Origin of the sequence: Streptomyces sp. NA04227 (assembly GCF_013364195.1) — a bacterium.
GTDB lineage: Bacteria > Actinomycetota > Actinomycetes > Streptomycetales > Streptomycetaceae > Streptomyces.
The window spans coordinates 1,533,855-1,559,120 of record NZ_CP054918.1 but is presented as its reverse complement, the minus strand read 5'-3'; the positions used below and the strand labels follow the sequence as shown (position 1 = coordinate 1,559,120).

19 protein-coding genes and 3 pseudogenes are annotated in these 25,266 nt (G+C 70.7%); 11 read left to right on the top strand and 11 right to left on the bottom strand.

Annotated elements, in window-relative coordinates:
* Positions 1–121 precede the first annotated feature (121 nt).
* Positions 122–313, top strand: coding sequence for a DUF1059 domain-containing protein (locus HUT18_RS06385; RefSeq protein ID WP_176098596.1), 192 nt, complete (start codon positions 122–124; stop codon positions 311–313).
* A 184-nt stretch (positions 314–497) separates the two neighbouring features.
* Here HUT18_RS06385 and aceE read toward each other — a convergent pair whose 3' ends face one another.
* From aceE to cobT, 7 genes are all read right to left on the bottom strand, one after another.
* Positions 498–3,212, bottom strand: coding sequence for a pyruvate dehydrogenase (acetyl-transferring), homodimeric type (aceE, locus tag HUT18_RS06380; protein ID WP_176098595.1), 2,715 nt, complete (start codon positions 3,210–3,212; stop codon positions 498–500).
* Between the two features lie 523 nt (positions 3,213–3,735).
* Entirely contained in the window at positions 3,736–4,362 is a 627-nt protein-coding gene (locus HUT18_RS06375; protein ID WP_176098593.1) for a GntR family transcriptional regulator, read from the bottom strand.
* 220 nt (positions 4,363–4,582) lie between these two features.
* Complete coding sequence (gene sucB, locus HUT18_RS06370; RefSeq protein WP_176098591.1) at positions 4,583–6,340, bottom strand: 2-oxoglutarate dehydrogenase, E2 component, dihydrolipoamide succinyltransferase; 1,758 nt, start codon at positions 6,338–6,340, stop codon at positions 4,583–4,585.
* 239 nt (positions 6,341–6,579) lie between these two features.
* Positions 6,580–7,968 (bottom strand): dihydrolipoyl dehydrogenase, encoded by a 1,389-nt coding sequence (gene lpdA / locus HUT18_RS06365; protein ID WP_176098589.1) that lies wholly within the window; start codon positions 7,966–7,968, stop codon positions 6,580–6,582.
* Between the two features lie 408 nt (positions 7,969–8,376).
* Complete coding sequence (locus tag HUT18_RS06360; protein ID WP_176098587.1) at positions 8,377–9,897, bottom strand: leucyl aminopeptidase; 1,521 nt, start codon at positions 9,895–9,897, stop codon at positions 8,377–8,379.
* 296 nt (positions 9,898–10,193) lie between these two features.
* On the bottom strand, positions 10,194–10,934 hold the full coding sequence (locus HUT18_RS33545) for an adenosylcobinamide-GDP ribazoletransferase (protein WP_254878453.1): 741 nt from the start codon (positions 10,932–10,934) through the stop codon (positions 10,194–10,196).
* A gap of 625 nt (positions 10,935–11,559) precedes the next feature.
* Positions 11,560–12,633: a nicotinate-nucleotide--dimethylbenzimidazole phosphoribosyltransferase gene (cobT, locus tag HUT18_RS06350; protein WP_176098583.1), complete on the bottom strand. Its 1,074-nt coding sequence runs from the start codon at positions 12,631–12,633 to the stop codon at positions 11,560–11,562.
* A gap of 441 nt (positions 12,634–13,074) precedes the next feature.
* On the opposite strand from cobT, the gene HUT18_RS06345 reads away from it, so the two are divergent.
* Positions 13,075–14,277: a class I SAM-dependent methyltransferase gene (locus HUT18_RS06345; protein WP_254878452.1), complete on the top strand. Its 1,203-nt coding sequence runs from the start codon at positions 13,075–13,077 to the stop codon at positions 14,275–14,277.
* A 61-nt stretch (positions 14,278–14,338) separates the two neighbouring features.
* Here HUT18_RS06345 and HUT18_RS06340 read toward each other — a convergent pair whose 3' ends face one another.
* A complete protein-coding gene (locus HUT18_RS06340) occupies positions 14,339–15,535 on the bottom strand; it encodes a bifunctional adenosylcobinamide kinase/adenosylcobinamide-phosphate guanylyltransferase (RefSeq protein ID WP_176098579.1) in 1,197 nt (398 codons plus the stop codon).
* A gap of 191 nt (positions 15,536–15,726) precedes the next feature.
* Here HUT18_RS06340 and HUT18_RS06335 point away from each other — a divergent pair, with 191 nt between their 5' ends.
* The 3 genes and pseudogenes from HUT18_RS06335 to HUT18_RS33540 all read left to right on the top strand — a co-directional run.
* A complete protein-coding gene (locus tag HUT18_RS06335) occupies positions 15,727–15,957 on the top strand; it encodes a hypothetical protein (RefSeq protein WP_176098578.1) in 231 nt (76 codons plus the stop codon).
* Positions 15,958–16,102: 145 nt separating this feature from the next.
* Positions 16,103–16,393, top strand: a complete 291-nt coding sequence (locus HUT18_RS06330; RefSeq protein ID WP_176098576.1) for a hypothetical protein — start codon at positions 16,103–16,105, stop codon at positions 16,391–16,393.
* A gap of 1,273 nt (positions 16,394–17,666) precedes the next feature.
* Positions 17,667–17,765, top strand: a pseudogene (locus HUT18_RS33540) (hypothetical protein); the annotation flags it as partial.
* Between the two features lie 112 nt (positions 17,766–17,877).
* On the opposite strand, the pseudogene HUT18_RS33535 reads toward HUT18_RS33540, so the two are convergent.
* Positions 17,878–17,982 (bottom strand): annotated as a pseudogene (locus HUT18_RS33535) (SAM-dependent methyltransferase); the annotation flags it as partial.
* A 7-nt stretch (positions 17,983–17,989) separates the two neighbouring features.
* On the opposite strand from HUT18_RS33535, the pseudogene HUT18_RS33530 reads away from it, so the two are divergent.
* Together HUT18_RS33530 and HUT18_RS06315 are read left to right on the top strand one after the other, a co-directional pair.
* Positions 17,990–18,625, top strand: a pseudogene (locus HUT18_RS33530) (RHS repeat-associated core domain-containing protein); the annotation flags it as partial.
* 791 nt (positions 18,626–19,416) lie between these two features.
* Entirely contained in the window at positions 19,417–19,725 is a 309-nt protein-coding gene (locus HUT18_RS06315; protein WP_176098574.1) for a hypothetical protein, read from the top strand.
* A 209-nt stretch (positions 19,726–19,934) separates the two neighbouring features.
* Here HUT18_RS06315 and HUT18_RS06310 read toward each other — a convergent pair whose 3' ends face one another.
* Positions 19,935–20,681 (bottom strand): bifunctional 2-polyprenyl-6-hydroxyphenol methylase/3-demethylubiquinol 3-O-methyltransferase UbiG, encoded by a 747-nt coding sequence (locus tag HUT18_RS06310; protein ID WP_254878937.1) that lies wholly within the window; start codon positions 20,679–20,681, stop codon positions 19,935–19,937.
* Positions 20,682–20,824: 143 nt separating this feature from the next.
* Entirely contained in the window at positions 20,825–21,493 is a 669-nt protein-coding gene (locus tag HUT18_RS06305; protein WP_176104319.1) for a DUF3043 domain-containing protein, read from the bottom strand.
* A gap of 288 nt (positions 21,494–21,781) precedes the next feature.
* Between HUT18_RS06305 and HUT18_RS06300 the strand changes: the two genes are divergently transcribed.
* From HUT18_RS06300 to HUT18_RS06285, 4 genes are all read left to right on the top strand, one after another.
* Positions 21,782–22,576: a PspA/IM30 family protein gene (locus HUT18_RS06300; protein WP_176098572.1), complete on the top strand. Its 795-nt coding sequence runs from the start codon at positions 21,782–21,784 to the stop codon at positions 22,574–22,576.
* A gap of 49 nt (positions 22,577–22,625) precedes the next feature.
* A complete protein-coding gene (locus tag HUT18_RS06295; RefSeq protein ID WP_176098570.1) occupies positions 22,626–22,904 on the top strand; it encodes a hypothetical protein in 279 nt (92 codons plus the stop codon).
* A gap of 159 nt (positions 22,905–23,063) precedes the next feature.
* The gene (locus tag HUT18_RS06290) at positions 23,064–24,455 is read left to right on the top strand and encodes a sensor histidine kinase (RefSeq protein WP_176098568.1); all 1,392 of its coding nucleotides are present in this window, start codon (positions 23,064–23,066) and stop codon (positions 24,453–24,455) included.
* On the top strand, positions 24,452–25,132 hold the full coding sequence (locus tag HUT18_RS06285; RefSeq protein WP_176098566.1) for a response regulator transcription factor: 681 nt from the start codon (positions 24,452–24,454) through the stop codon (positions 25,130–25,132). Before HUT18_RS06290 ends, HUT18_RS06285 begins: the two co-directional genes overlap by 4 nt.
* Positions 25,133–25,266 lie beyond the last annotated feature (134 nt).

Below are 25,266 nucleotides of genomic sequence, written 5' to 3'. Positions count from 1 at the left end.
CTCGGAGTGATCAACTGCTGGGTATAGCCTGAAATGGAACAAATGAGCGTGAGGGGTCCCGGGTACTCACAGGCGCTCATGAGCAGTCGTAAAGAGATGAACAGGAAAGAGGGAGTTCATCATGCGCAAAGTAGCCGACTGTCGAGAATTCCCCAGCGAGATGAACTGCACGCTCACCATCACCGGTGAAGAGGAAGAGGTCGTCCGCGCGGCCGCCGAGCACGCGGTCTCCGTGCACTCGCACGCCGACAGTCTGGATCTGAGGAAGCAGATCCGTGAGTCCCTGAAGGACGAGGTGCCGCAGCACGCCTGATCGTCCGACCGCGTTCCGGCACTACCGCCGTCCGGCACTCCTCGGCCGGGCCGTGACCGGGGCATGCCGACAGGACATACGGACGGGGGCGTACGGACAGGGATGTACGGACGGGGGCATACGGACAGGGGCCGTGCGAACCCGCTCGTCCGCACGGCCCCCGTGGCCCATGGCGCCCCCGGACCTACAGTCCGTAGCGCTCCCGGGCCTCCTTCACGGCCGTGGCACGTACCTCGCCGCTGCGGGCCAGCTGGGCGAGCGCCGCCGCCGTGATCGACTCCGCGTCCACCCCGAAGTGGCGGCGGGCCGCGTCCCGGGTGTCGGACAGGCCGAAGCCGTCCGCCCCGAGCGAGCTGTAGTCCTGGTCCACCCACTGGGCGATCTGGTCGGGCACCTGGCGCATGTAGTCGCTGACCGCGAGCACCGGGCCGCGCGCACCCTCCAGGGCCTGCTTCAGATACGGCACCCGTACCTCGCCGCGCAGCAGCGCCTCGTCGCACTCCAGCGCGTCGCGCCGCAGCTCGCTCCACGAGGTCGCCGACCACACGTCCGCGGCCACGCCCCACTCCTCGGCCAGCATCCGCTGCGCCTTCAGGGCCCAGTGGATCGCCGTACCGGAGCCGAGCAGCTGGATGCGCGCGGCGTTCGCCGGGAGGGTCAGGCCGGCCGACTCGGCGGTATTGAAGCGGTACAGGCCGCGCACGATGCCCTCGTCCACGCCGGACGGCTTGGCGGGCTGCGGCATCGGCTCGTTGTAGACGGTCAGGTAATAGAAGACGTCCTGGTCCTCGCCCGGCGCGGCCTCGCCGTACATCCGGCGCAGCCCGTCCTTCACGATCGCCGCGACCTCGTACGCGAACGCCGGGTCGTACGTCAGCGCCGCCGGGTTGGTCGCCGCGATCACCGGCGAGTGGCCGTCGGCGTGCTGGAGTCCCTCACCGGTCAGCGTGGTGCGACCGGCCGTGGCGCCGATCAGGAAACCGCGGCCGAGCTGGTCGCCGAGCTGCCACATCTGGTCGGCGGTCCGCTGCCAGCCGAACATCGAGTAGAAGATGTAGAACGGGATCATCGGCTCGCCGTGCGTGGAGTACGCGGTCGACGCGGCGATGAAGTCGGCCATCGAACCGGCCTCGGTGATGCCCTCGTTGAGGATCTGGCCGTCGGCCGCCTCGCGGTAGTACATCAGCTGGTCGCGGTCGACCGGCTCGTACGTCTGGCCCTTGGGCGAGTAGATGCCGAGCGAGGGGAACAGCGACTCCATGCCGAAGGTGCGCGCCTCGTCCGGGACGATCGGCACCCAGCGGCGGCCCGTCTCCTTGTCCCGGATCAGGTCCTTGACCAGGCGTACGAAGGCCATCGTGGTCGCCACCGACTGGCTGCCGGATCCCTTGTCGAAGGCGGCGAAGGCCTTGTCCGCGGGGGCGGGTAGCGGGGCGACGGGGTGCACCCGGCGGGCCGGGGCGGGGCCGCCGAGCGCGGCGCGGCGCTCCTGGAGGTAGCGGACCTCGGGGGAGTCGGTGCCCGGGTGCGCGTACGGCACCTGGCCGTCGACGAACGCGCTGTCGGCGATGGGGAGTTCGAGGACGTCACGCATCCGCTTGAACTCGTCCACCGTCAGCTTCTTCATCTGGTGGTTGGCGTTCTTCGAGGCGAAGCCCTCGCCGAGGGTGTGGCCCTTGACGGTCTGCGCCAGGATCACGGTCGGCGCGCCCTTGTGGGCGAGCGCCGCCTTGTACGCCGCGTACACCTTGCGGGGCTCGTGACCGCCGCGCGAGAAGTGGAAACACTCCAGGATCTTGTCGTCGCTCAGCAGCTTCGCCATCTCGGCGAGCGCGGGCTCGGCGCCGAAGAAGTCCTGGCGGATGTAGGCGGCGTCGCGCGTCTGGTACGTCTGCACCTGCGCGTCCGGTACCTCGCGCAGACGGCGGAGCAGGGCGCCGGTGGTGTCCAGGCGCAGCAGCTCGTCCCAGGCGCTGCCCCACAGCGACTTGACGACGTTCCAGCCCGCGCCGCGGAACTGGGCCTCCAGCTCCTGCACGATCTTGAAGTTGGCGCGCACCGGGCCGTCGAGGCGCTGGAGGTTGCAGTTGATGACGAAGGTCAGGTTGTCCAGACCCTCGCGGGCGGCGAGCGCGAGGGCGGCCGTCGACTCGGGCTCGTCCATCTCGCCGTCGCCGAGGAAGGCCCAGACGTGCGAGTCCGAGACGTCCTTGATGCCGCGGCTGGTCAGGTAGCGGTTGAAACGGGCCTGATAGATCGCCGACAGCGGGCCGAGGCCCATCGAGACGGTCGGGAACTCCCAGAGCCAGGGCAGCCGCCGCGGGTGCGGGTACGAGGGCAGACCCTCGCCGCCCGACTCCCGGCGGAAGTTGTCCAGGTGGGCCTCGGTGAGGCGGCCGTCCAGGAAGGCGCGGGCGTAGATGCCGGGGGAGGCGTGGCCCTGGATGTAGAGCTGGTCGCCGGAGGCGGCACCGCCCTCGCCGCCCCGGCCTTCCTTGCCCTTGAAGAAGTGGTTGAAGCCGGTCTCGTAGAGCCAGGCCGCGGAGGCGAAGGTGGCGATGTGCCCGCCGACGCCGTACTTCGAGCCGCGGGTGACCATCGCGGCGGCGTTCCAGCGGTTCCAGGCGGTGATCCGGCGCTCCAGCGCCTCGTCACCGTCGATCGCGGGCTCCGCGTCGGTCGGGATGGTGTTGACGTACTCGGTCTCGAGCAGCTTCGGCAGCGCGAGTCCGGCGCCCTCCGCACGCTCCAGCGTGCGGCGCATCAGGTACGCGGCACGGTGTGGGCCCGCCGCCTCGGTGACGGCGTCGAGGGAGGCCTGCCATTCGGCGGTCTCCTCCGGATCACGGTCGGGGAGCTGGTCCAGCGCGCTGCGCGGGATGCGGATGGTGTCGGTCACGACGCCGCCTTCCGGTCGAAAGGGGGGTAGGGGTGCGCCCCAGGTCTTTGGCAGGACAGGGCGGTGGCGCCCCGATCGGGAACACCGGGACCGACTGTAAAACCCCGATCGATGATCGATCAAAGATTCCTGGGCAAAATCTGCCGACAAGCCGAAAGTCGGCATGGAGTGCCGCGAAAACGGGCACCGAGTGCCAGAAATTTCGGGCGTTTTCGCAGGTGGGAGCGCTGATGAGCGAGGGGTGGCAAGGATGAGCGCAGGGGTTCGCGGACGGTGGGGAAGGGGTCCGGAGCCGGGTGGGCGAGCGCCCTCTGGGGGCTGGTGCGGCAGTTGTGCGCGCGGAGCGAAAGGGCGTGCGCGCTGGGTGAGGGGGCGCGCAGGAGCACGGGGCGGGGCGCGAGAGCGCCGGGTGGCGTGAAGGGGCCAGTCAGGAGTGCACGGGCGGTCGGGTGCGGGGTCGGCGTGCGGCCTTCTCCGCGTGCCGCGGCTCAGGTCCGGCGCGCCCCGCACCCCGCGCTACGGCTCAGGCGTTGCGCGGCGCGCATCCCAGCACGTGGGCCTTGACCAGTTCCGCGATGCGCGGGTCCCGGCTGCGGAAGGCGTCCACCAGGGCCTGGTGCTCCTCGGCGTAGGACTGCTGGACCGTGCCCAGCCACCGGATCGACAGTGCGGTGAAGACCTCGATGCCCAGGCCCTCCCAGGTGTGCAGCAGCACGCTGTTGCCCGCGGCGCGCACCAGTTCGCGGTGGAAGCCCACCGTGTGCCGCACCTGCGCGGTGCCGTCGCTCTCCCGGTCCGCCTCGTACAGGGCGGCGACATGGGGTTCGAGGGCCGAGCAGTCCTCGGCCAGGCGCGGCGCCGCCAGCTCGGCCGCGATCTGCTCCAGGCCGGCGCGTACCGGGTAGCTCTCCTCCAGGTCGGCGGCCGTGAGGTTGCGGACCCGTACGCCCTTGTTGGGCGCCGACTCGATCAGCCGCAGCGACTCCAGCTCCCGCAGCGCCTCGCGAACCGGCGTCTGGCTGACCTCGAGCTCGGTGGCGATACGGCGCTCCACGATCCGCTCGCCCGGCTTCCAGCGTCCGCTGACGATGCCGTCGACGATGTACTCGCGGATCTGCTCACGCAGTGAGGTGACGACAGTCGCGGTCATGACGGCTGCTCCTTCTGCCGCGGGTGCGGCTCGGAGGGGGGACTTCCGGTCGTGACCGGAAGGGGGTGACCTTTAGACAATACGGCCGCGCCCCCGTCCGGAAGACTCCGGACGGGGGCGCTTTACGCAGGTGAGACGAGCCTTACACCCCAGCTCACCGCCCCAGGTGGCAGATGTCGGACATCGGCCGCCGGTGGGGCGGGGCGGGGGAGCGGTGGGCTCAGAGGCCGAGCTCGACCTCGAACTCGCCGGCTTCCAGGATCGCCTTGACCGCGGTCAGGTAGCGGGCGGCGTCGGCGCCGTCCACCAGACGGTGGTCGTAGGACAGGGCGACGTACGTCATGTCCCGGATGGCGATGGTCTCGCCGAGGTCCGGGTGGTTGACGACGACCGGACGGCGCACGGTGGCACCGATGCCCAGGATGGCGACCTGGTTCGGCGGCACGATGATCGTGTCGAACAGGGCGCCGCGCGAACCGGTGTTGGAGATGGTGAAGGTCGCGCCGGACAGCTCGTCCGGGGTGATCCTGCTGTCGCGGACCTTGCCCGCCAGCTCCGCGGTGGCCTTGGCGATACCGGCGAGGTTGAGGTCGCCCGCACGCTTGATGACCGGGGTCATCAGGCCCTTCTCGGAGTCCACCGCGATACCGATGTTCTCGGCGTCGAAGTAGGTGATGGTGCCCTCGGACTCGTTGATCCGGGCGTTGACGACCGGGTAGGCCTTCAGCGCCTGGGCGGCGGCCTTGACGAAGAACGGCATCGGGGACAGCTTGACGCCCTCACGGGCGGCGAAGGCGTCCTTGGCCCGGGCGCGCAGCTTCATCAGCTTGGTGATGTCCACCTCGACGACCGAGGTGAGCTGGGCCTGCTCGTGCAGGGCCCGCATCATGTTGTCGCCGATGACCTTGCGCATCCGGGTCATCTTCACGGTCTGGCCGCGCAGCGGCGAGACCTCCAGAGCCGGAGCCTTCGGCGCCGAGGCGGCGGGAGCGGCGGCCGGAGCCGGGGCCTTGGCGGCCTCGGCGGCGGCGAGCACGTCCTGCTTGCGGATACGGCCGCCGACGCCACTGCCCTTGACGGCCGCCAGGTCGACGCCGTTCTCGGCGGCGAGCTTGCGCACCAGCGGGGTGACGTACGCGCCGTCGTCGCCACGGGCGGGAGCCGGAGCGGCAGCCGCCGGGGCGGGCGCGGCCGGAGCCGGAGCCTGGGCGGCGGGCTGGGCCGGAGCCGCCGGAGCGGGCGCCGGTGCGGCCGGGGCGGGCGCCGGAGCGGCGGGCTGAGCCGGAGCCGGAGCCGGGGCCGGAGCCGGAGCCGCGGCGGCGGGAGCCGGAGCAGCGGGAGCCGGGGCGGCGGCCGGAGCGGCACCCGCGGCACCGATGACGGCGAGCTTGGCGCCGACCTCGGCGGTCTCGTCCTCGGCCACGCTGATCTCGAGGAGCGTGCCGCTGACCGGGGCCGGGATCTCGGTGTCGACCTTGTCGGTGGACACCTCGAGCAGCGGCTCGTCGGCCTCGACACTGTCGCCGACGGCCTTCAGCCACCGGGTGACGGTGCCCTCGGTCACCGACTCACCGAGCGCCGGAAGCACCACGTCGGTGCCCTCGGCGCCACCGGCGGGCGCGGCGGCAGGGGCAGGGGCGGGCTCCTGGGCGGGAGCGGCCTGCGCGGGCGCGGGCTGCTCGGCCGCCGGAGCGGGGGCCTCGGCGGCGGCCGGGGCCGGGGCCGCGGCCGGGGCGCCGGAGCCGTCGTCGATGACGGCGAGCTCGGCGCCCACCTCGACGGTCTCGTCCTCGGCGACCTTGATGGAGGACAGCGTGCCCGAGGCGGGCGAGGGGATCTCGGTGTCGACCTTGTCGGTCGAGACCTCGAGCAGCGGCTCGTCGGCCTCGACACGCTCACCCTCGGCCTTCAGCCAGCGGGTGACGGTGCCCTCGGTGACGCTCTCGCCGAGCGCCGGAAGGGTTACGGAAACCGCCATGGTTTCGGTTGCTCCTTAGAGATGGGGCCTTCCCTGCCCAATGGAGTCTCCCTCAGCTCGAGCCAAGTGGAGAACTCGAGAGCGCGGGAGCCGGATACCCGTAGGCCGGGAATCCGGGCGGCCGCGGTGTGCGGCGGGAGGTGTCGACGGGGCTCGGGGAAGTGCGGAAGTCTGTGGTGTCGGCGTCCGGCCGGACCCGGGCCGGTGCCTTCGGTGGCACCGGCCGTCCGGGCTACGGATCAGTCGTGGGCGTGCAGCGGCTTGCCGGCCAGCGCCAGGTGCGCCTCGCCGAGGGCCTCGTTCTGCGTCGGGTGGGCGTGGATGAGCTGGGCGACCTCGGCGGGCAGCGCCTCCCAGTTGTAGATCAGCTGGGCTTCGCCGACCTGCTCGCCCATTCGGTCGCCCACCATGTGGACGCCGACCACGGCGCCGTCCTTGACCTGGACGAGCTTGATCTCGCCCGCGGTCTTGAGGATCTTGCTGCGGCCGTTGCCCGCGAGGTTGTACTTCAGCGCCACGACCTTGTCCGCACCGTAGAGCTCCTTGGCGCGGGCCTCGGTGATGCCGACGGAGGCGACCTCGGGGTGGCAGTAGGTCACCCGGGGCACACCGTCGTAGTCGATCGGCACCGGGGTCAGGCCCGCGAGCCGCTCGGCGACGAGGATGCCCTCGGCGAAGCCGACGTGCGCGAGCTGGAGGGTCGGCACCAGGTCGCCCACCGCGGAGATGGTCGGCACGTTGGTGCGCATGTACTCGTCGACGACGACGTAGCCGCGGTCGAGGGCGACCCCGGCCTCTTCGTAGCCCAGACCCTGCGAGACCGGGCCGCGGCCGATGGCGACGAGCAGCACCTCGGCCTCGAAGGTCTTGCCGTCGGCGAGGGTGACGCGGACGCCGTCCTGGGTGTACTCGGCCTTCTCGAAGAAGGTGCCCAGGTTGAACTTGATCCCGCGCTTGCGGAAGGCGCGCTCCAGGAGCTTGGAGCTGTTCTCGTCCTCGGCCGGGACGAGGTGCTTGAGGCCCTCGATGACCGTGACGTCGGTACCGAAGGACTTCCACGCCGAGGCGAACTCGACGCCGATCACGCCGCCGCCGAGGATGATCGCGGACTCGGGCACCCGGTCCAGGTGCAGCGCGTGGTCGGAGGAGATGATCCGGTTGCCGTCGATCTCCAGGCCCGGCAGGGACTTGGGCACCGAGCCGGTCGCGAGCAGGACGTGGCGGCCCTCGACGCGCTGGCCGTTGACGTCGACCGAGGTCGGCGAGGAGAGCCGTCCCTCGCCCTCGATGTAGTGGACCTTGCGCGAGGCGACGAGTCCCTGAAGGCCCTTGTAGAGGCCCGAGATCACGTCGTCCTTGTACTTGTGGACGGCCTTGATGTCGATGCCCTCGAAGGTCGCCTTGACGCCGAACTGGTCGGCCTCGCGCGCCTGGTCGGCGATCTCACCGGCGTGCAGCAGGGCCTTCGTGGGGATGCAGCCGTTGTGCAGGCAGGTACCGCCGACCTTGCCCTTCTCGATGAGGGCGACGTCGAGCCCGAGCTGGGCGCCACGCAGGGCCGCGGCGTATCCGCCGCTGCCACCGCCGAGGATCACTAGGTCGAAAACGGTGCTGGCGTCGTTCGCCACGTCACGTCCTCCATGCATGTGCGCCGTAACGCCGGGTCCCGCTGTGCGGGATGTCCGCCGGCCGCTCGGCTGGTGTTCGGCCGCTCTTCTTCGGCCCTGTGGTGGGGCCCTGTCCTGCCGAGAACCCATCTTCGCACTTGTCGCGACGGACCGGGACGGCGGCCCTTGCCCGGGCACCCCGGCCCCCGCGTCCCGGCGGGTCATCGCCGCGCAGGGCCTCGCGGATTTCGTCGAGAGCTGAATCCTGACGGTGGCCGGAGGACCGTTCACGCCGGATCTCGTGGGTGCACGCCGGCTCGTGTCCGGGCGCGCACCCGCACAACGAGCGGTGCCCCGACCCTCGCGAGCCCCCTGTGAGGGGCGCGCGCGGGCCGGGGCACCGCCGTGACTCGGTTCCGCTCAGTCCGCTCAGTCCAGGTCGCCCGCCGCGGCCCGCTCCGCGAGCGCGACCAGGGTGCGCACCGCGGTACCGGTACCGCCCTTGGGCGTGTAACCGAACGGCGCCTGCTCGTTGTACGCGGGGCCCGCGATGTCCAGGTGCGCCCAGCTGATGCCCTCGGCGACGAACTCCTTCAGGAACAGACCGGCGACCAGGCCGCCGCCCGCCCGCTCGCCCATGTTGGCGATGTCTGCGGTCGGGGTGTCCATGCCCTTGCGGAGGTGGGACGGCAGCGGCATCGGCCAGGACGGCTCGCCCGCCTGCTCGGCCAGCTCGTGCACGGTGGCCCGCAGCGCGTCGTCGTTGGACATGATCCCGAAGGTGCGCAGACCGAGGGCCAGCATCATGGCGCCGGTCAGGGTGGCCACGTCCACGATGACGTCCGGCTTCTCCTCGCCCGCCTTGGTCAGCGCGTCGGCGAGTACGAGACGGCCCTCGGCGTCGGTGTTGAGCACCTCGACCGTCTTGCCGCTGTACATCCGCAGCACGTCGCCGGGGCGGGTGGCGCTGCCCGACGGCATGTTCTCGGCCAGCGCCAGCCAGCCGGTGACGTTGACCTCCAGGCCCAGGCGGGCCGCGGCGACGACCGCCGCGAACACGGCCGCGGCACCCGCCATGTCGCACTTCATCGTCTCGTTGTGCCCGGCGGGCTTGAGCGAGATACCGCCCGAGTCGTACGTGATGCCCTTGCCGACGAACGCGAGGTGCCGCTTGGCCTTGGCGTGCGTGTAGGAGAGCTTCACCAGGCGCGGCGGGGAGGCGGAACCGGCACCGACGCCGAGGATGCCGCCGAAGCCGCCCTTGGCGAGCGCCTTCTCGTCGAGGACCTGCACCTTGATGCCGTTCTCCTTCGCGGCCGCACTGGCGATCGCGGCGAAGGCCTCCGGGTTGAGGTCGTTCGGCGGGGTGTTGACCAGGTCGCGGGCGCGGTTGAGCTCCTCGCTCACGGCCAGGGCGCGCTCGACGGCGGCCTTGTGCGCCTTGTCGCGCGGCTTCCCGCCGAGCAGCGCGGCCTCGGCGAGCGGGGCCTTCGCGCCCTTCGCGTCGCCGTTGCCTGCCTTGTAGGCGTCGAACGCGTACGCACCGAGGAGGATGCCCTCGGCGACCGCGGCCACGGCGCCGGGCCCGGCCAGCGGGAAGGCGAACCCGGCCTTCTTGGCACCGGACAGCGCACGGGCGGCGACACCGGCGGCGCGGCGCAGCGTCTCCGCAGCGTGGTCGGCGTCCTTCTCGGGGACCTCGCCGAGGCCCACCGCCACCACGACCGGGGACTTGTATCCGGCCGGCGCGGGAAGCTTGGTCACCTCGCCCTCGGCACCGCTGGCGCCGAGCGTCTCCAGGATGGCGGCGAGCTTGCCCTCGTAGGCCTCGTCGACGGCCTCGGCGCCGGACGCGAGGACGGGGCCCTTGGCGCCCTTGGCGACGCCCACGACTACGGCGTCGGCGCGCAGCCCCGCCGCGGCGGAGGTACTGAGAGTCAGAGCAGTCACGGTGGTGAGATCTCCCTATGTGAAGTTCCTGGCCGAATCTGTGGGGTCGGCCGGACCCTCCCGGAAGCCTAAGTCGTCCCTTCGGGCCCTCCTCAGCCGGAGTTGTCCAAGGTCCGCCGGGCCCCGTGCGCGGCCCGCCGGACGGGCCGGCGCGAGAGCCGGATGAGTGCTCGCGGCACCCCGCCGCGTCACTGCGGTCGGGTTCTCGCGTGCACTCATCCGGCCTGCCGGAAGTGTGCCGGTACGGAGCCTACGCTCAGTGAAGTGCGCAAGTCCCGCCGGTGTGGGGGAGTTGTTCAGCCGGAGGCCACCGCGAGTACCAGAAGTGACGCGGTCGCGGCGGTTTCGGCAAGGCCTCCGAACACGTCCCCCGTCACCCCGCCGAAGCGCAACCGGCAGTGCCTCAGCAGGAGTTCGGCCGCCCCGCAGCCCGCCGCCACGGCCAGCGCACACCGCAAGGCTCCGAACCCCCAGACCACCGAGCCGAGCGCCGTCGCCAGTACCAGAACCGTCCCGGCCACGAACAGCGCTCCACGCACCGGCACCGTCCCCGCCACCGCCGCGCCCAGCCCCTCGGGCCGCGCGGCGGGCACCCCTTCCCGAGCGGCCAGGGTCAGCGCGAGCCGCGCCACGGTCGCCGAGACCGCGGCGGCCAGCGCGCCCTTCGCCCACGAGCCGTCGTACAGCCGTGCCAGCAGGGCGACTTGGGCCAGGAGCACCAACAGCAGCGTGATCACGCCGAACGGCCCGATGTCGGACTGCTTCATGATCCGCAGCGCCTCGGCCCGCGGCTTCCCGCTGCCGAGCCCGTCGGCGACGTCCGCGAGCCCGTCCAGGTGCAGACCCCGGGTCAGTACGGCCCCCACGGCGACGGTGGCGACGGCGGCCGCCATCGGCCCCGTACCGAAAAGGAGCAGCACCCCGCCCGCCAGCGCCGCCCACAGCCCGACGACAAGACCCGCCACCGGCGCCCACAACATCCCGGCCCGCGCGGCCTCCCGGTCCCACCGCGCGACTTGGACCGGGAACACGGTCAAGGTGCCGAAGGCGAACCGGAGTCCGTCCTCGGCGCGGGCGGGACGGCCGGAGTCGGGGGCCGTCGCGGAGTCGGTACTGGAGCCGGAGCCGGAGCCGGCGTCGGAACCCGATTCGGCTCCGGGGCCCGCGCCGGGAGAGGGCGGGGGAGGGGAGTCGCCACCGGGCGTGGACGGGGAGCCGTCACCGGAAGTGGAAGGGGAGTTGTCACCGGAAACGGGAACGGAATCGGTGGCGGCAGGCGAACCGGAGGGTGGGGCGGAAGGAGAGCCGGAGCGAGAACCGGAGCGAGAAGCGGCGGAATCCGGCTCGGGGTCGGCTTGGGCCCCGGAAGCGGCGCCCCGAGGAAGGGCTTCCTCGGCGCTCGTTTCCTCGGCACTCGATTCTTTGGACCCGGCGCCCTCGGACCCGTCATCCGCCTCGGACGACGATGGTGAACTCTCGGCCATCGGCGCAGAGTACCGCTCACGGGCACCGGGTCCCGGGCGCCACCACCTGCGTCCGCCGACGGTGGCCCCACCGTCGGCCGACGGTGGTCTGCGCCCGGGTGGCGCGTACGAACGTGGCGGGCCGGGAAGTCGCGGGAGCCGGGCCACCCGCCCCGCTCGACCTCCCTGCCCGTCGGCTCTACTCCTCCGGCACCGCGTGCGTCGGACGCGGCCGTTCCGGGAGGTCGCCGAGGAGGGCGGCCGAGGCCTGGACGAGGGGCAGGGAGAGCAGGGCGCCGGTGCCTTCGCCGACCTTGACGCCGTGGTCGATCAGGGGCTCGACGGCCATCCGGTCAAGGGCCTTGGCCTGGCCGGGTTCGCCGCTGTCGTGTCCGGCGAGCCACCAGTCGGGCGCCCGGAAGGCCACCCGCTGGGCGACCAGGGCGGCGGCCGAGGTGACGACGCCGTCGAGCAGTACGGGGGTGTGCCGGACCGCGCTCTGCAGCAGGAAGCCGGTCATCGCGGTGAGGTCGGCGCCGCCGACCGTGGCGAGCAGCGCGAGCTGGTCGCCGAGGACCGGGCGGGCCCGGCGCAGCGCGTCGCGCACCGCGGCGCACTTGCGCATCCAGGCCAGGTCGTCGATGGCCTCGCCGCCGCGGCCGGTGACCACGGAGGCATCGGTGCCGCACAGGGCGGCGATGAGCACGGCCGCCGCGGTCGTACCGCCCACGCTCACATCGCCGAGTACCACCAGGTCGGTACCCCGGTCCGCCTCCTCGTCGGCGACGGCCATCCCGGCGCGGAACGCGGCCTCGGCCTCCTCGGCGGTGAGCGCGTCCTCGATGTCGATACGTCCGCTGCCGCGCCGAACCCGGTGGCGTACCACCTCGGCGGGCAGCGTCTCCGGATCGCAGTCGAGCGCCATGTCGACCACACGGACCGGAACTTCGAGCCGTCGCGCGAGGATGGCGGCGGGACTCTCGCCCGCGAGGACGGCCCGTACCAGATCGGTCGCCCCGCCCGCGGGGCGCCGTGAGACACCGAGCGAGGCGACACCGTGGTCGCCCGCGAACAGCACCAGGCGCGGCTGCGAGATCGGGCGGATCGGCACCGAGCCCTGTGCGGGAGCCAGCCATTCGCCCAGCTCGTCCAGGCGGCCCAGGGCGCCCTGCGGAACGATCAGACGGGCGCGGCGCTCCTCGGCGTCGCGGCGCACGCCGCCGTCGGGCCGCTCGATCAGATCGGAGAAGTCGTCGAGATTCAGCGTGCTCATTGGCGGAAGCGTACCGGCAGCCGAGGGGCGCCCGGCTGACGGTCCGTCGGCCCGACCGGGCGGAGTGTCACCCGAGGTGAGCCTGTTGTCGCATGGCGTCATTGAAGCCGGTACGGCGATCCCTTACGTTCCACTTTGCAGTGGAATGCCGTGCTCCTCCGCCGCGGCGGGTCCCGGCCCCGACCGGGCGCCCGACCCCCGGCACGGCAGCCGCCCCCGGCCGGACCTCAGGAGGGTGCCATGCCACCGAGCCAGCCGACATCGAGCCAGCCGACACCGGACCACACGCCCCCAGGCCGAACGCCCCCAGGCCGAAAACCCCCACGTCGACCGGCCCCACGCCGAACGGCCGGGCCGGTCCCGTCGATCCCGGGGGGCCGCGTTACCGGGCCGGATGTCATCGGGCCTGACTCCATCGGGCCTGACTCCATCGGGCCGGACGTGATCGGGCGGAGCGCCTCTGCGCCCTACCCCTCCACGTCCAACTCCTCCAGGCCCAACTCCTCCGGGCCCAACGCCCCCACGCAGAACCCCACTGCACCGCCGAGCGTCCGACCAGGCCGCCCCGCACCCTCCGCACTCCCCGCCCCCACCGGCGCCCCGTCCCGCTCCGCTGCCGCGCGCCGCACGGAGTGCCTGGCCCAACTCGCCTTCGGTACCGACCACTTGCGCGCCGAGCGGCGTACCGCCTGCCCGTGGTGCGGCGGCACCCGGCTGCGTACCCGGCTCCGTACCGGAGACCTGCTCGGCCGCCGCCCTGGCCGCTTCGCCCTGGACGACTGCGCGGCGTGCGGGCACCGCTTCCTCAACCCGCCGCTCGCGCGGTCCGGTTGGGACTTCTACGTGCGCGACTTCCCCGTACGGGGCCCCGAGGCGGACCGCTTCGGGCGGCTTCTGACCCCCGCCGGTACGCTCCGCTCGCGCGCCCGGAGCCTGCTCCCGTACGGGGAACCTGAGGCGTGGCTCGACGTCGAGACGGGCACCGCCCGGCTGCCGGTGGCGGCGCGCGAGGTGTTTCCGTACACGGCCCTGGACGGTGTGGGCGTCGCCGGGATCCGGGCCGCCCTGGCGAGCGGGCGTATCGATGCCGGATTCCGTGGGCGGCTGCCCGCGTTGGCCCCGGGGCTGGCGGGCCGCTACGACGCCCTGAGCATGTTCCACCACCTGGAACAGTGCCCCGACCCGCGCGCCGAACTGCGCGCCGCCCGCACGGTGTTGAGGCCCGGCGGGCATCTGGTGATCGAGTGCGCGGACCCGGCGAGTCTGTCCGGGCGGCTGCTCGGCCGGTGGTGGGCGGCTCATCTCCAGCCCCGGCGGCAGCGGTTGCTGCCCGCGGCCGCCCTGTGCGCCGAGCTCGAAACGCTCGGGTTCACCGTGCTGGCCACCGGGCGCCGAGAGGCCCACATCCCCTGCGACCTCGCCGCCGCCCTCGCACTCGCCCTGGCCCCGCTGCTGCCCCGGGACCGGGCACCCTGGCGCCGCTGGATCCCGAGCCGCGCCCAACTACGCCTGCGCAAGGCCCTGTTGGCGGCCACCGCCCCACTGATCTCACTGGCCCGGTGCGCCGACCACCTGCTGGCCCCGCTCCTCGCCCGCACCCCGTTCGCCAACAGCTACCGGATCGTGGCCCGCCGGGGCGCGTGACGGGGCGTAAGAGGGGGCGTAAGACGGCAGGGTGTGACTTCCCCCCGGGGCGGCCGGGGCCCTACCCCCGCAACACCATCGTCTGCCCGGCCACCACCAGCAGTACCTGCTCGCACTCGGCGGCGAACGCGGCGTTCAGGCGCCCGAGTTCGTCCCGGTAGCGGCGGCCGGAGGCGGTGGCCGGGACGATGCCCGAGCCGACCTCGTTGGAGACCGCGACCACGGTGCGCCGGGTCGCCCGTACCGCCTTCGTCAACTCCCTGACCTTGCGCCGCAGTTCGCGTTCGCCGCCGCCCGCCCACTCGGCCTCGTCCCAGGCGCCGGTCTCGTCCATGACATGGGTGAGCCAGAGCGAGAGACAGTCGATGAGCAGGGGCGGACCGTCGTCGTTGAGCAGCGGGAGCAGATCGCAGGTCTCCTCGGTGCGCCACGAACCAGGGCGGCGCTCGCGGTGCAGGTGGACGCGCTCCGCCCACTCGCTGTCCCCATTACGGCTGCCGCCCGTCGCCACGTACACCACATCGGGAAACGCCTCCAGGCGCCGCTCGGCCTCGACCGACTTGCCCGAGCGCGCGCCGCCGAGGACGAACGTTCTGCGTGGCAGGTCGGGCACGTCCCGGTAGGCGCCGACATCGAGCGTGGCGCCGTCGGGAACGGCCCGTGCCCCGGCCGCCGCGAGCCTGCGGTCGGCCTCGGGCCCGGGCGGTACGTCGTGGTCCAGGTGCACGGCGATCACATCCGTGGTCGGGCCGAGGGCACCCGCCGCCCGGAGCCGGGCCAGCGCGTCCGGCCGCCCCGCCACGTCGGCGAGCACCATGTCGTACGGGCCCTCGTCGGAGGCTCCGGCCGGTGCGGTGCCCGGCGGCAGGTACAGGAGCCGTTCGCCGTCCGGGCCGGTGACGGCGTATCCGGTGCCGGGGGCGTCGAGCGCGACGGCCCGCACCCGGTGGCCGGTGAGCAGGGCGAGTTCGCGGCCGTCGGGGACCCGGCCCGGGCGCGGCAGTCCGGCCGGGACCTCCAGGGCGGGCCCGTCGTGCGGATGCGACAGCAGGACCTGCCGTACTCCCGCCAGGGAATGGCCCGCGCGGGCAGCGGCCAGTGCCGCGCCCGGAGTCAGGTCCAGGAGCAGCGCGTCGTCCACGAGGAGGGCGGTCGCCGCCCGGGTCCACTCGCCGAGCGCCGTCGCGCAGGCGGCGCAGGGGCAGCCGGGTCGGGGCAGTCCCTCGGGGCCGCCGGTGCCGAGCAGAGTCACTTCCACAGGGAAGATCCTCCCGTGTCCTTGCTCGGGCCGCTCGCCCGGCTAGGCTTCTAGTGCCCCGGCAGGGCGAACGTGGCCCGTCGGGGCACTGGGTCGTGTGCGCAAAGTCGAGTCGTTTGCCCGCAGGGCAGGCGCGACTTCGCGGACACGACCTGGCGTGGTGAGGCAGCTCGCGACCTCTGGGAGGCGGCATGGCGGCATGGACGTGGCGGTTCGAGAAGGCCGACGGGACGGAGGTCGAACCGTCCCTGCAGCCCGACGAGTTCACGACCCAGGGCGACGCCGAATCGTGGATCGGTGAGTTCTTCAAGGAACTCGCCGAGGGCGGCACCGACCAGGTCACCCTCTTCGAGGACGGCACCAAGATCTACGGGCCGATGAGCCTGCATCAGGACGACCCGGAGGACGAGCCGGAGGTTTGAGTGGTGCGGTCGGGCGTTAGGCCGGCGTGGCCCGGGGTCGAATCGGGCGGCGGACGGTAGCGGACGAAAGGGGCGGTCGCCGGGTATCCGGTGGCCGCCCTCGCGTGTGCGCCGCGCTCCCCGTCGCCCCCCGAACCCTAGGTAGGTGAACCAGGTGGAACGGCTCGAAGGATGGCTGGAGCGGGACAACCTGAAAGGTTTCCTGCTTATGGTCTCGGAAATGGTCGAATATCGCTTCGGCAGCTCGGATTGGGGTGCTTTTCAAGCTGGCCTGGAGCTATCGGATCAGGGGGATACCTGGTTCGATTACCCACTGGTCGGGCGGGTCTCGGTTCAAGTTGAGATTTCACGCTTCGATGAAGAGGGGGATGTTGAGATCAAAGTCTCTCTTCCCGCGGGTGAACCTTGCCTGCGAGAGAGGGTTCGAGCGGTATAGATGGTTTTCAATCGCTTGGACGTCTCCTCTGATGTCGAGTTGATCGCTGAGGAAAGCATTCAGGATTCCTCATAGAATTCCGCTTGGCTCCGTAAGAGGATGCCGTAGGCGTTTGATGGGAATACGGCCTGACGCGGATGGTCCAATAAGGCCTGGTGGGCTTCAGCGATCCCGGCAACACCCAGGAGTTCAGGGAGTTGCCGGGATCGTGGTTCTAAGAAGTTGCATGCGAGGTATTTCGAGGCGCTGGACCGGGAGAATGACAGCGTCTCGGGTGCTGCGCGGGTAGTCGGAGTAAACCGTGCCACGGCGTTTAGGTGGGTGCGGGGGCCGGTGTGCGGCGGTGGGAAGCCGCTACGCAGGTCAGGTTTATGTACGTCTATCTAGGGCGAGGACCGCGCTCGGGCGTCAACGGTCAGGTGCGAGACTGATGCCTGTTCGGTCGATGGTGCCTATCAGTGGTCAGGGCATTATGGAATGAACTGGAATGACTCGGCAAGGAAGACGTTCCAGGACTTCATGCGTCAACACGGGATAACCGTTAGCCACACCCCAGGTATGCATTGGTAGGTAAAGTGGCATCCCTGACAGATCCTCCTCATGAGGCAGGCGTGGTGACAGTAAGTGATCTGATGGTCGAGCTCTCGGCTGTGCCCGAGAGCTATTGGATCGCCTCTTCCTATCCGGATCAGGCCGGAGCCGTTGCATGGCTACCGCTGGTGCAGATCAGCGCAACGGGGATTTGGTTGGGGTTCGACCGGAAAGGAGTGTGGACGCTGGGAAGGCTCGAAGGTGCAGTCGAATCTTCGGCGGGGAGTTTGCCCTCTGCTTGGGTGACGATCCTGGACGCAGACGAGAGGTCACTTCGAGCAGGGTTGGACGCTGCTGCTGAACGGTTCGGACTGTCGCCCGAAAACGTTCAGAATCTGGTTCCCGTCGAAGATGTGCTAATGGTGGCGATCAGGAGTCGAAGTAGTCACTGGGCGGAGCGAGCGGTCCACTGGATGCTCGATAGGGGTATCTCGCGGGAACATTTTGAGCTCCTTCGAGAATTGTCCACCGCTAAATGGGCAAATCAGCGAACTCGACATATCGCCAGACGCCTGGTGAGGGCATCTGAGTAGTGGATGGCGGATGCCCTGTCGGACGTTCCGGAGGGCATCTGGCCGTTTTGACGGCAACTATGACGGCACAACGTCAGCGGACGACGGCTGCGGCGGTTGGGTCGTCGGGTTCGTCGTTGCTCTGATTGAGGGCGTTGTTGAGGGGCTCGATGGCTTGGCGTTGGAGGCGGAGCCTCATCAACAGCAGTTCGGCAGATCAGTGCGGCGGATGTCGTTTCTGGATTCCGCTTTCCGGAGCGATGGGGTCGGATTACGGCGTATGCGCGAACTCGTCGTCGCCTTTCGATGGGACTGTCCGGTTCGAACACGACGCCTGTGAGGAGTTCGAGGGGCGGGTCGATGGGCTGTGCCCCGCGCCTTCTAACCCCGAACCCCACACAAATGCAACAACGCCGCCACTCTCCGATAAGGATCCATCCGCCCCGCCCGCTCCTCCGCCGCGAGCAGCACGTCCCACTCGTCGGCGTACTGCTCCTACGCCTACGACGCTACGGGCAACACCACCTCCCGTCCGCAGGGCGACAAGACCCAGACCCTCACCTGGGACCCCGAGGGCCACCTCGCCAAGGTGACCGAGCCGGACGGCTCGGGTGGCCAGAAGACCACCGAATACCTCTACGACGCCGACGGCAACCGCCTCATCGGCCGCACCCCCACGGAGACCACGCTCTACCTCGGACACACCGAAGTCGTCCTCCCCAAGGGCTCGACCACACCGCGCGCGACTCGCTACATCGACCTCGGCGGCGGCCACCAGGCGGTGGCCAAGGACGACGGCACGGTGTCGATCACCCTGGCCGACCACCACGGCACCGCCCAACTCGCCGTCGACGCGGCCACGCAGAAACTGACCCAGCGAAGGACCCTCCCCTTCGGCGGCATCCGTGTGACCACGCCCACCAACTGGCCGGGTACAAGGGGCTTCGTCGGCGGCACGAACGATGGCCCGAGCACCGGCCTGACGCATCTCGGGGCACGGGAGTACGACAGCTCCCTGGGGCAGTTCGTCAGCGTCGACCCGCTCCTGGAAACCGGCAAACCGCAGACGCTGAACGGCTACAGCTACAGCCACAACAACCCGCTCACATATACCGACCCGGGCGGCCTCGGTAACGCGGACTGCATGTCCGGGGTCATGCAGGGGTGCACGAATGGTGTGCCGGACAGCGATTCGACCTATCATCCCGAGCGCGAACGCATGGGCTGTTCCTGGGAGTCGTGCAGGAACCCGGTCTCTACGTGGCAGGCCGAGGGAAGCGCCGGCAGGGACTACGACAACGACGGGCGTATTTCCTTCTTCCCCGGCCTGTCAGTGCCAGACACGGGCTACGACGCCCGCAAGCTCATCAATAAGTTCTACTCTAACTTGAAGGGTCTAAGTCACTACGGTTTCGATCACTTCGCCGACCACGGTGACGCTGCGTATGTCGATACCGATATCCGGCGCGAGCTCACAACCGCCTGCGATGAAGTCGGTTGTCCTTGGGAAAAGGAGTTCTTTAAGCGCTTCGCTGGATCATCAACAGTTTCAGGCATCGGCTTGGGAAGCTTCAGATCCAATGGGCTGTCGATAAAGGCCGGGCGGCCGAAGAAGGACGACGGTGACGATCTCACTGAGGTCGGGCGCTGGATGGACGATGATGAGTTCGCGAAAATGAAAAATTCTGCTCGCGTTCAAGAGGGAGCCGGTGGTAGGACTTTCGTTGTTCGGACCGGAGATCCGGAAGACTATAAGGTCACTCCTGCAGGTACTATATTTGTGAGATTCAAAGTGCCGTCGTCTTTTTTGAAGCCGGCAAGTAAGCCGGAATGGGCCGTAATTCCCGGGCCAAATATCACGACAAAGATGTTTGGTCCGCCCCCGCTCTCGATGCCGCCGGCCACCTGTATAGTTCTGGTATGCCGAAAGTAGACTTCACGGAGATTCTCGCTGCCTGGTGTCAGCGCAAGGTCCAGGAGGCCCATAGCGCTGACCTTGAGATCACATTCGACCGCACGCGAGATGGCCGGACCAAGCATTCGGCGTGGGTCGAGCTTGAATTCCAAGGGCGACTTGGAGAGTTGATGATTTGGTCGACAGGTGAGGCGGAATACATGGTGGGTGATGAGTCCGGGCCTGCGGTTAACGAGCATCATGAGGTCGGAAGTATCGAACAGCTCCACGTGCTGCTTGAGCGATTGATTGAGGCTGTACAGCCCTCTCAGTAGAAAGCAGCGGTACATCCGAGGCCCCGCTAGGCGTCTCCTGGCGGGGCCTTGCTCGAGTGGGGGCAGTAATTGGCAACAATGGCAGATGATGCGCCCGCGGCCGTGCCGGACCGTCGGGGTGGACAGCCACTTACGCTCGCGCGGAGGCCCGGCTGAGGATGGACAGGCCCCCGTGCGGAGGCATCGCCGCCCCACCCCACCCCCTCCCCTCACCCGCCCCGAACCCCGCACAAATGCAGCAACGCCGCCACCCGCCGATAAGGATCCGTCCGCCCCGCCCGTTCCTCCGCCGCGAGCAGGGCCTCCCAGTCGCCCCCGACATCCGCCGCCGTTGTCTCGTCGCTCACCTGGTCCGTGAACACCCGCACCCCGTACCAACAACTCAGCGGCGCCCCGATCCCCGCCAGATGCTCGGTGAGCGCGGCCAGCCGGTCCGCGCGGGCCGGTACTCCGAGGCGGTTGACGTAGCTCGTCGCGTCCGGGTCGAGGGCGGCAAGGGCGCCCGCCCAGTCGCCCGCGAGGCCGGGGCGCAGGGCGAGTGCGTCGCCGTTGCGTACCAGGAGCGAGAGCAGGCCGCCGGGGGCGAGCATCCGGGCCAGGCCGGCGAGCAGGGGGTCCGGCTCGTCGACGTACATCAGGACGCCGTGGCAGAGCACCACGTCGAAGCTGCCGGGACGGAACTGTGCGCCGGTGTCCCGGCCGTCGCCGCACACCAGGCGCATCCGCTCCCGGATGCCCTCGGGCTCGGCGGTCAGTGCGACACTGGCCGCCTCCAGCATGGCCGGGTCGCGTTCCAGGCCGGTGACCGTGTGCCCGGCGCGGGCGAGCCGCAGGGCCTGGGTGCCCTGGCCCATCCCGACGTCGAGCACCCGAAGGCGACGACCGAGCGGGAAGAGCCGGCCGATCTGTTCCTCGACCTGCCGGGCGACAAGTTCCTGCCGTACGGCGTTGCGCAGCCCACCGAGCCCGCGCAGCCACCGCTGGGCAGCCGTGCCGGAGTCCCGCCAGGCCACCGCTGAGGCAGCCGAGGATTCCCCGCCGGGCCTTTCGCCGGACTTCCCGCCGAGCTCCGCGCCAACCCTGTTGCCGGACTCCTCGCTCAGGGCTTCTCTCCGCGCTTGACCTGCGGCTTGGGCATCCGCAGGCGGCGCATCTGAAGGGTGCGCATCAGGGCGTACGCGACGGCTCCGCGGCGCGGCTGGTCCGGGAAGCGCTCGGCGAGGCGCTTGCGCAGCCTGACCGCGAGCCAGATCGAGTCGAGCACGATCAGCACGATCACGACGAGCCACAGCAGGAGCGCGGAGTTCTGCAGCTGCGGCACCTGGACCAGGCTCAGGACGAGGATGACCACGGCGAGCGGCAGGAAGAACTCGGCCACGCACAGGCGTGAGTCGACGAAGTCGCGGGCGTAGCGGCGCACCGGGCCCTTGTCGCGGGTGGGCAGATAGCGCTCGTCGCCGGTGGCCAGCGCCTGGCGCTGCTTCTCCAGCTGGGTGCGGCGCTCCTCGCGCTGGCGCTTGGCGGCCTCCTTGCGCGAGGTCGGGGCCATCACGCTGCGGCGCTGGGACTGTGCCTCGCTGCGCTTGGGCGTCGGGCGGCCCTTGGGGGCCTGCGGGTCACGGGGCTGCGTGGAGTCGGCCTCGGGCGCCTGCTCGGCGGGGGCCTTCTCTTCCTTGGAACGGCTACGGAACACAAAACCCAAGGGTACGGGGTTCCCAGGTGTGAACCCCCTTCCTGAGGGAACAATCCGGCAGCGACTGTCAGCGATATACGTGCACGAGCCGGAACAAACCGTGCCGCTCACCCCCGGCGCGCAGGCCGTTCCGGTACGTGTGCGCCCGGGGCCGGAACCGGAGCGGGCGCAAAAGCGTGCCTTCCTGCGCGAGCCCCGTGGGGAACGAACTCCTCCCTGCGCGGGAGCGAGGTGTGCGGCAGTCGTCCTTGGGGAGGAGCCCATCCGTCCCGGGACAGTGCGGTAATGGAACCAGGGCCCGTAGTGTGGGTTCTGTTGGTGTGGTGTAGGCGGAGTCCGTCAAGAAGGGGGCGCGCGAAGCCCATGAGCGGTGTCATGAAGCGTATGGGGATGATCTTCCGCGCGAAGGCGAACAAGGCCCTGGACCGGGCCGAGGACCCGCGCGAGACGCTCGACTACTCGTACCAGAAGCAGCTCGAACTGCTGCAGAAGGTGCGTCGCGGGGTCGCCGACGTCGCGACCTCCCGCAAGCGGCTCGAGCTCCAGCTCGGCCAGCTCCAGAAGCAGTCCGGGAAGCTGGAGGACCAGGGCCGCAAGGCGCTCGCGCTCGGCCGTGAGGACCTCGCCCGCGAGGCGCTGTCCCGCCGGTCCGCGCTCCAGCAGCAGGTGTCCGACCTGGAGGTCCAGCACCAGACGCTGCAGGGCGAGGAGGAGAAGCTGACGCTGGCCGCGCAGCGCCTCCAGGCCAAGGTGGACGCCTTCCGTACGAAGAAGGAGACCATCAAGGCCACCTACACCGCCGCCCAGGCGCAGACCCGGATCGGCGAGGCCTTCTCCGGGATCTCCGAGGAGATGGGCGACGTGGGTCTGGCCATCCAGCGCGCCGAGGACAAGACCGCCCAGCTCCAGGCCAGGGCGGGCGCGATCGACGAGCTGCTCGCCTCCGGCGCGCTCGACGACCAGTCCGGTATGCAGAAGGACGACCTCCAGGCCGAGCTCGACCGGCTCTCCGGCGGCACCGACGTGGAGATCGAACTCCAGCGTATGAAGGCCGAGTTGGCGGGCGGAAGCAACAACCAGCAGGCCATCGAGGGCGGCGACCGGGGCGAGCGGGCGCAGAACCAGCCGCAGGACACTCCGCGCTTCGACAAGCAGTAGCCAAGCAGTAGCCAGTCAGGAGCCACACCGCGCGTCCGAGGAGGGCGACATGATCGTACGGATCATGGGGGAGGGGCAGGTGAGGCTGGCCGAGGGCCACCTCACCGAACTGAACAAGCTCGACGACGAGCTCGCCGAGGAGTTGCGCAGCGGCGACGGCTCCGGCTTCCGGCGCACGCTGCACGCCCTCCTGGACAAGGTGCGCGACCTCGGCGAACCTCTCCCGGACGACTCCCTGGAGCCCTCCGAACTGATCCTCCCAGCGCCGGACGCCACCCTGGAGGAAGTCCGCGACCTGCTGAAGGACGACGGACTCCTCCCGGGCTGAGCGCCGGGGCGGACGGACGTGACCGGGCCGCAGGATCCTTCGCGCGCCCTCACTGCGCCCGTTGTTCTTCCGGCCGGACCCGCGAGCCCGGCCCTCGGGGTGGGACGGGCCACCCGCAGGAACGTTCCGCGCGCACACCGGGCCCCGTACCGTTGGCTGGTGAGTACTTTCCAGCGAGCCCGGCGCCGGCTCCAGGCGCACCCGCTGGTCATGGACGCCGCCCTTGCCGCAGGCGTACTGGCCTGTGTGGTCGTGGGTTCCTTCGCCGACCCGCACGGGCCCCACGGACCCGAGTGGTTCACCCGGGTCCCGCACATACCGAGCCTGGTCCTGACCGTGATCGGCGCCTTCGCGCTGGTCTTCCGCCGGCGGACCCCGATGGCGGTCCTCGCGGTGACGGTCACGGTCTCCTTCGTCGAACTGGTCACCGGGGACCCGCGGGCGCCGGTCGCGATGTGCGCGGTGGTCGCGCTGTACACCGTCGCCTCCAGTACCGACCGGCCCACCACCTGGCGGGTCGGCCTGCTCACCATGACCGTGCTCACCGCCGCCGCGATGCTGGTCGGGCCGCTGCCCTGGTACGCACAGGAGAACATCGCCGTCTTCGCCTGGACGGGCATGGCGGCGGCGGCCGGTGACGCGGTACGCAGTCGTCGGGCCTTCGTGGACGCGATGCGCGAGCGGGCCGAGCGAGCCGAACGCACCCGCGAGGAGGAGGCGCGCAGGCGGGTCGCCGAGGAGCGGCTGCGCATCGCGCGCGATCTGCACGACGTGGTCGCCCACCACATCGCCCTGGTCAACGTCCAGGCCGGGGTCGCCGCCCATGTCATGGACCGCAGGCCGGACCAGGCCAAGGAGGCGCTCGCGCACGTACGCGAGGCCAGCCGCTCCGCACTGAACGAACTGCGCGCCACCGTGGGCCTGTTGCGTCAGTCCGGCGACCCGCAGGCGCCCACCGAACCCGCGCCCGGGCTCTACCGGCTCGACGAACTGGTCGACACCTTCCGCCACGCTGGCCTGCCCGTCGACATCGCCCGCTCCTACCAGGACGGCGAGGATCAGGGCGGTGAGGGCCAGGGCGTCGAGGGGCGCGGTGAGCCCGGCCGGGACGGGACCGTGCGCTGCCCGCTGCCCGCCGCCGTGGACCTGGCCGCGTACCGGATCATCCAGGAGGCGCTGACCAACGTGCAGAAGCACGCGGGCACGGGCGCCGAGGCGCAGGTCAGCGTGATCCGGGTGGGCGAGCACCTGGAGGTCACCGTCCTGGACGACGGCGCGGGCGCCCGCGCCACGGGCGGTACCGGCACCGGCCGCAACGGGCAGGACGGCCCTGAACGCCCGGGCGGGCACGGCGAGTTCGTGCACCCGGGGCAGGACGGGGCCGTCAACGGCGGCGGGCACGGGCTGCTCGGCATGCGTGAGCGCGTCACCGCGCTCGGCGGCAGCTGCACGGCGGGGCCCCGCTACGGCGGCGGCTTCCGGGTCCATGCGATCCTGCCGTTCACGGCCGGTGCGGAGCCGGCCCGGGTGACCGCGGGAGGCGGCGCGTGACGATCAAGGTGGTCCTGGCCGACGACCAGGCGCTGTTGCGCAGCGCGTTCCGGGTGCTCGTGGACTCCGAGCCGGACATGACCGTGGTCGGCGAGGCCTCCGACGGCGCCGAGGCCGTCCGGCTCGCCCGCTCCGAGTCCGCCGACGTCGTCCTGATGGACATCCGGATGCCCGGCACCGACGGCCTCGCCGCCACCCGTGCCATCAGCGCCGACCCCGAACTCGGCGGCGTACGCGTGGTGATACTGACCACCTTCGAGGTCGACGAGTACGTGGTCGAGTCCCTGCGCGCGGGCGCCGCGGGCTTCCTCGGCAAGGGCTCCGAACCCGAGGAACTGCTCACCGCGATCCGGGTCGCCGCCGCGGGCGAGGCCCTGCTCTCACCGGCGGCCACCAAGGGCCTCATCGCCAAGTTCCTTGCCCAGGGCGATAGTTCACCGGACGGCGAGAAGATCCACACCGAACGCCTCCAGGCCCTGACCAGCCGCGAACGCGAGGTCCTGGTCCAGGTCGCGGGCGGCCAGTCCAACGACGAGATCGCCGTACGCCTCGACGTCAGCCCGCTCACCGTGAAGACCCACGTCAACCGCGCGATGGCGAAACTCGGTGCCCGCGACCGCGCGGGCCTGGTCGTCATCGCCTACGAGTCCGGCCTGGTACGCCCTCGGTTGGACTGAGCACCCCGCCCGGATACTGCCGTCGCAGTAGTCGCCCCGCAGGATTTGGACCGAGGGCGGACGGATTCCGGTGTGGGCATGCCACAGGGTATGAGGCGGGCACCCAAGGGCCTTTCCGCCACGGGTTCTTCGCG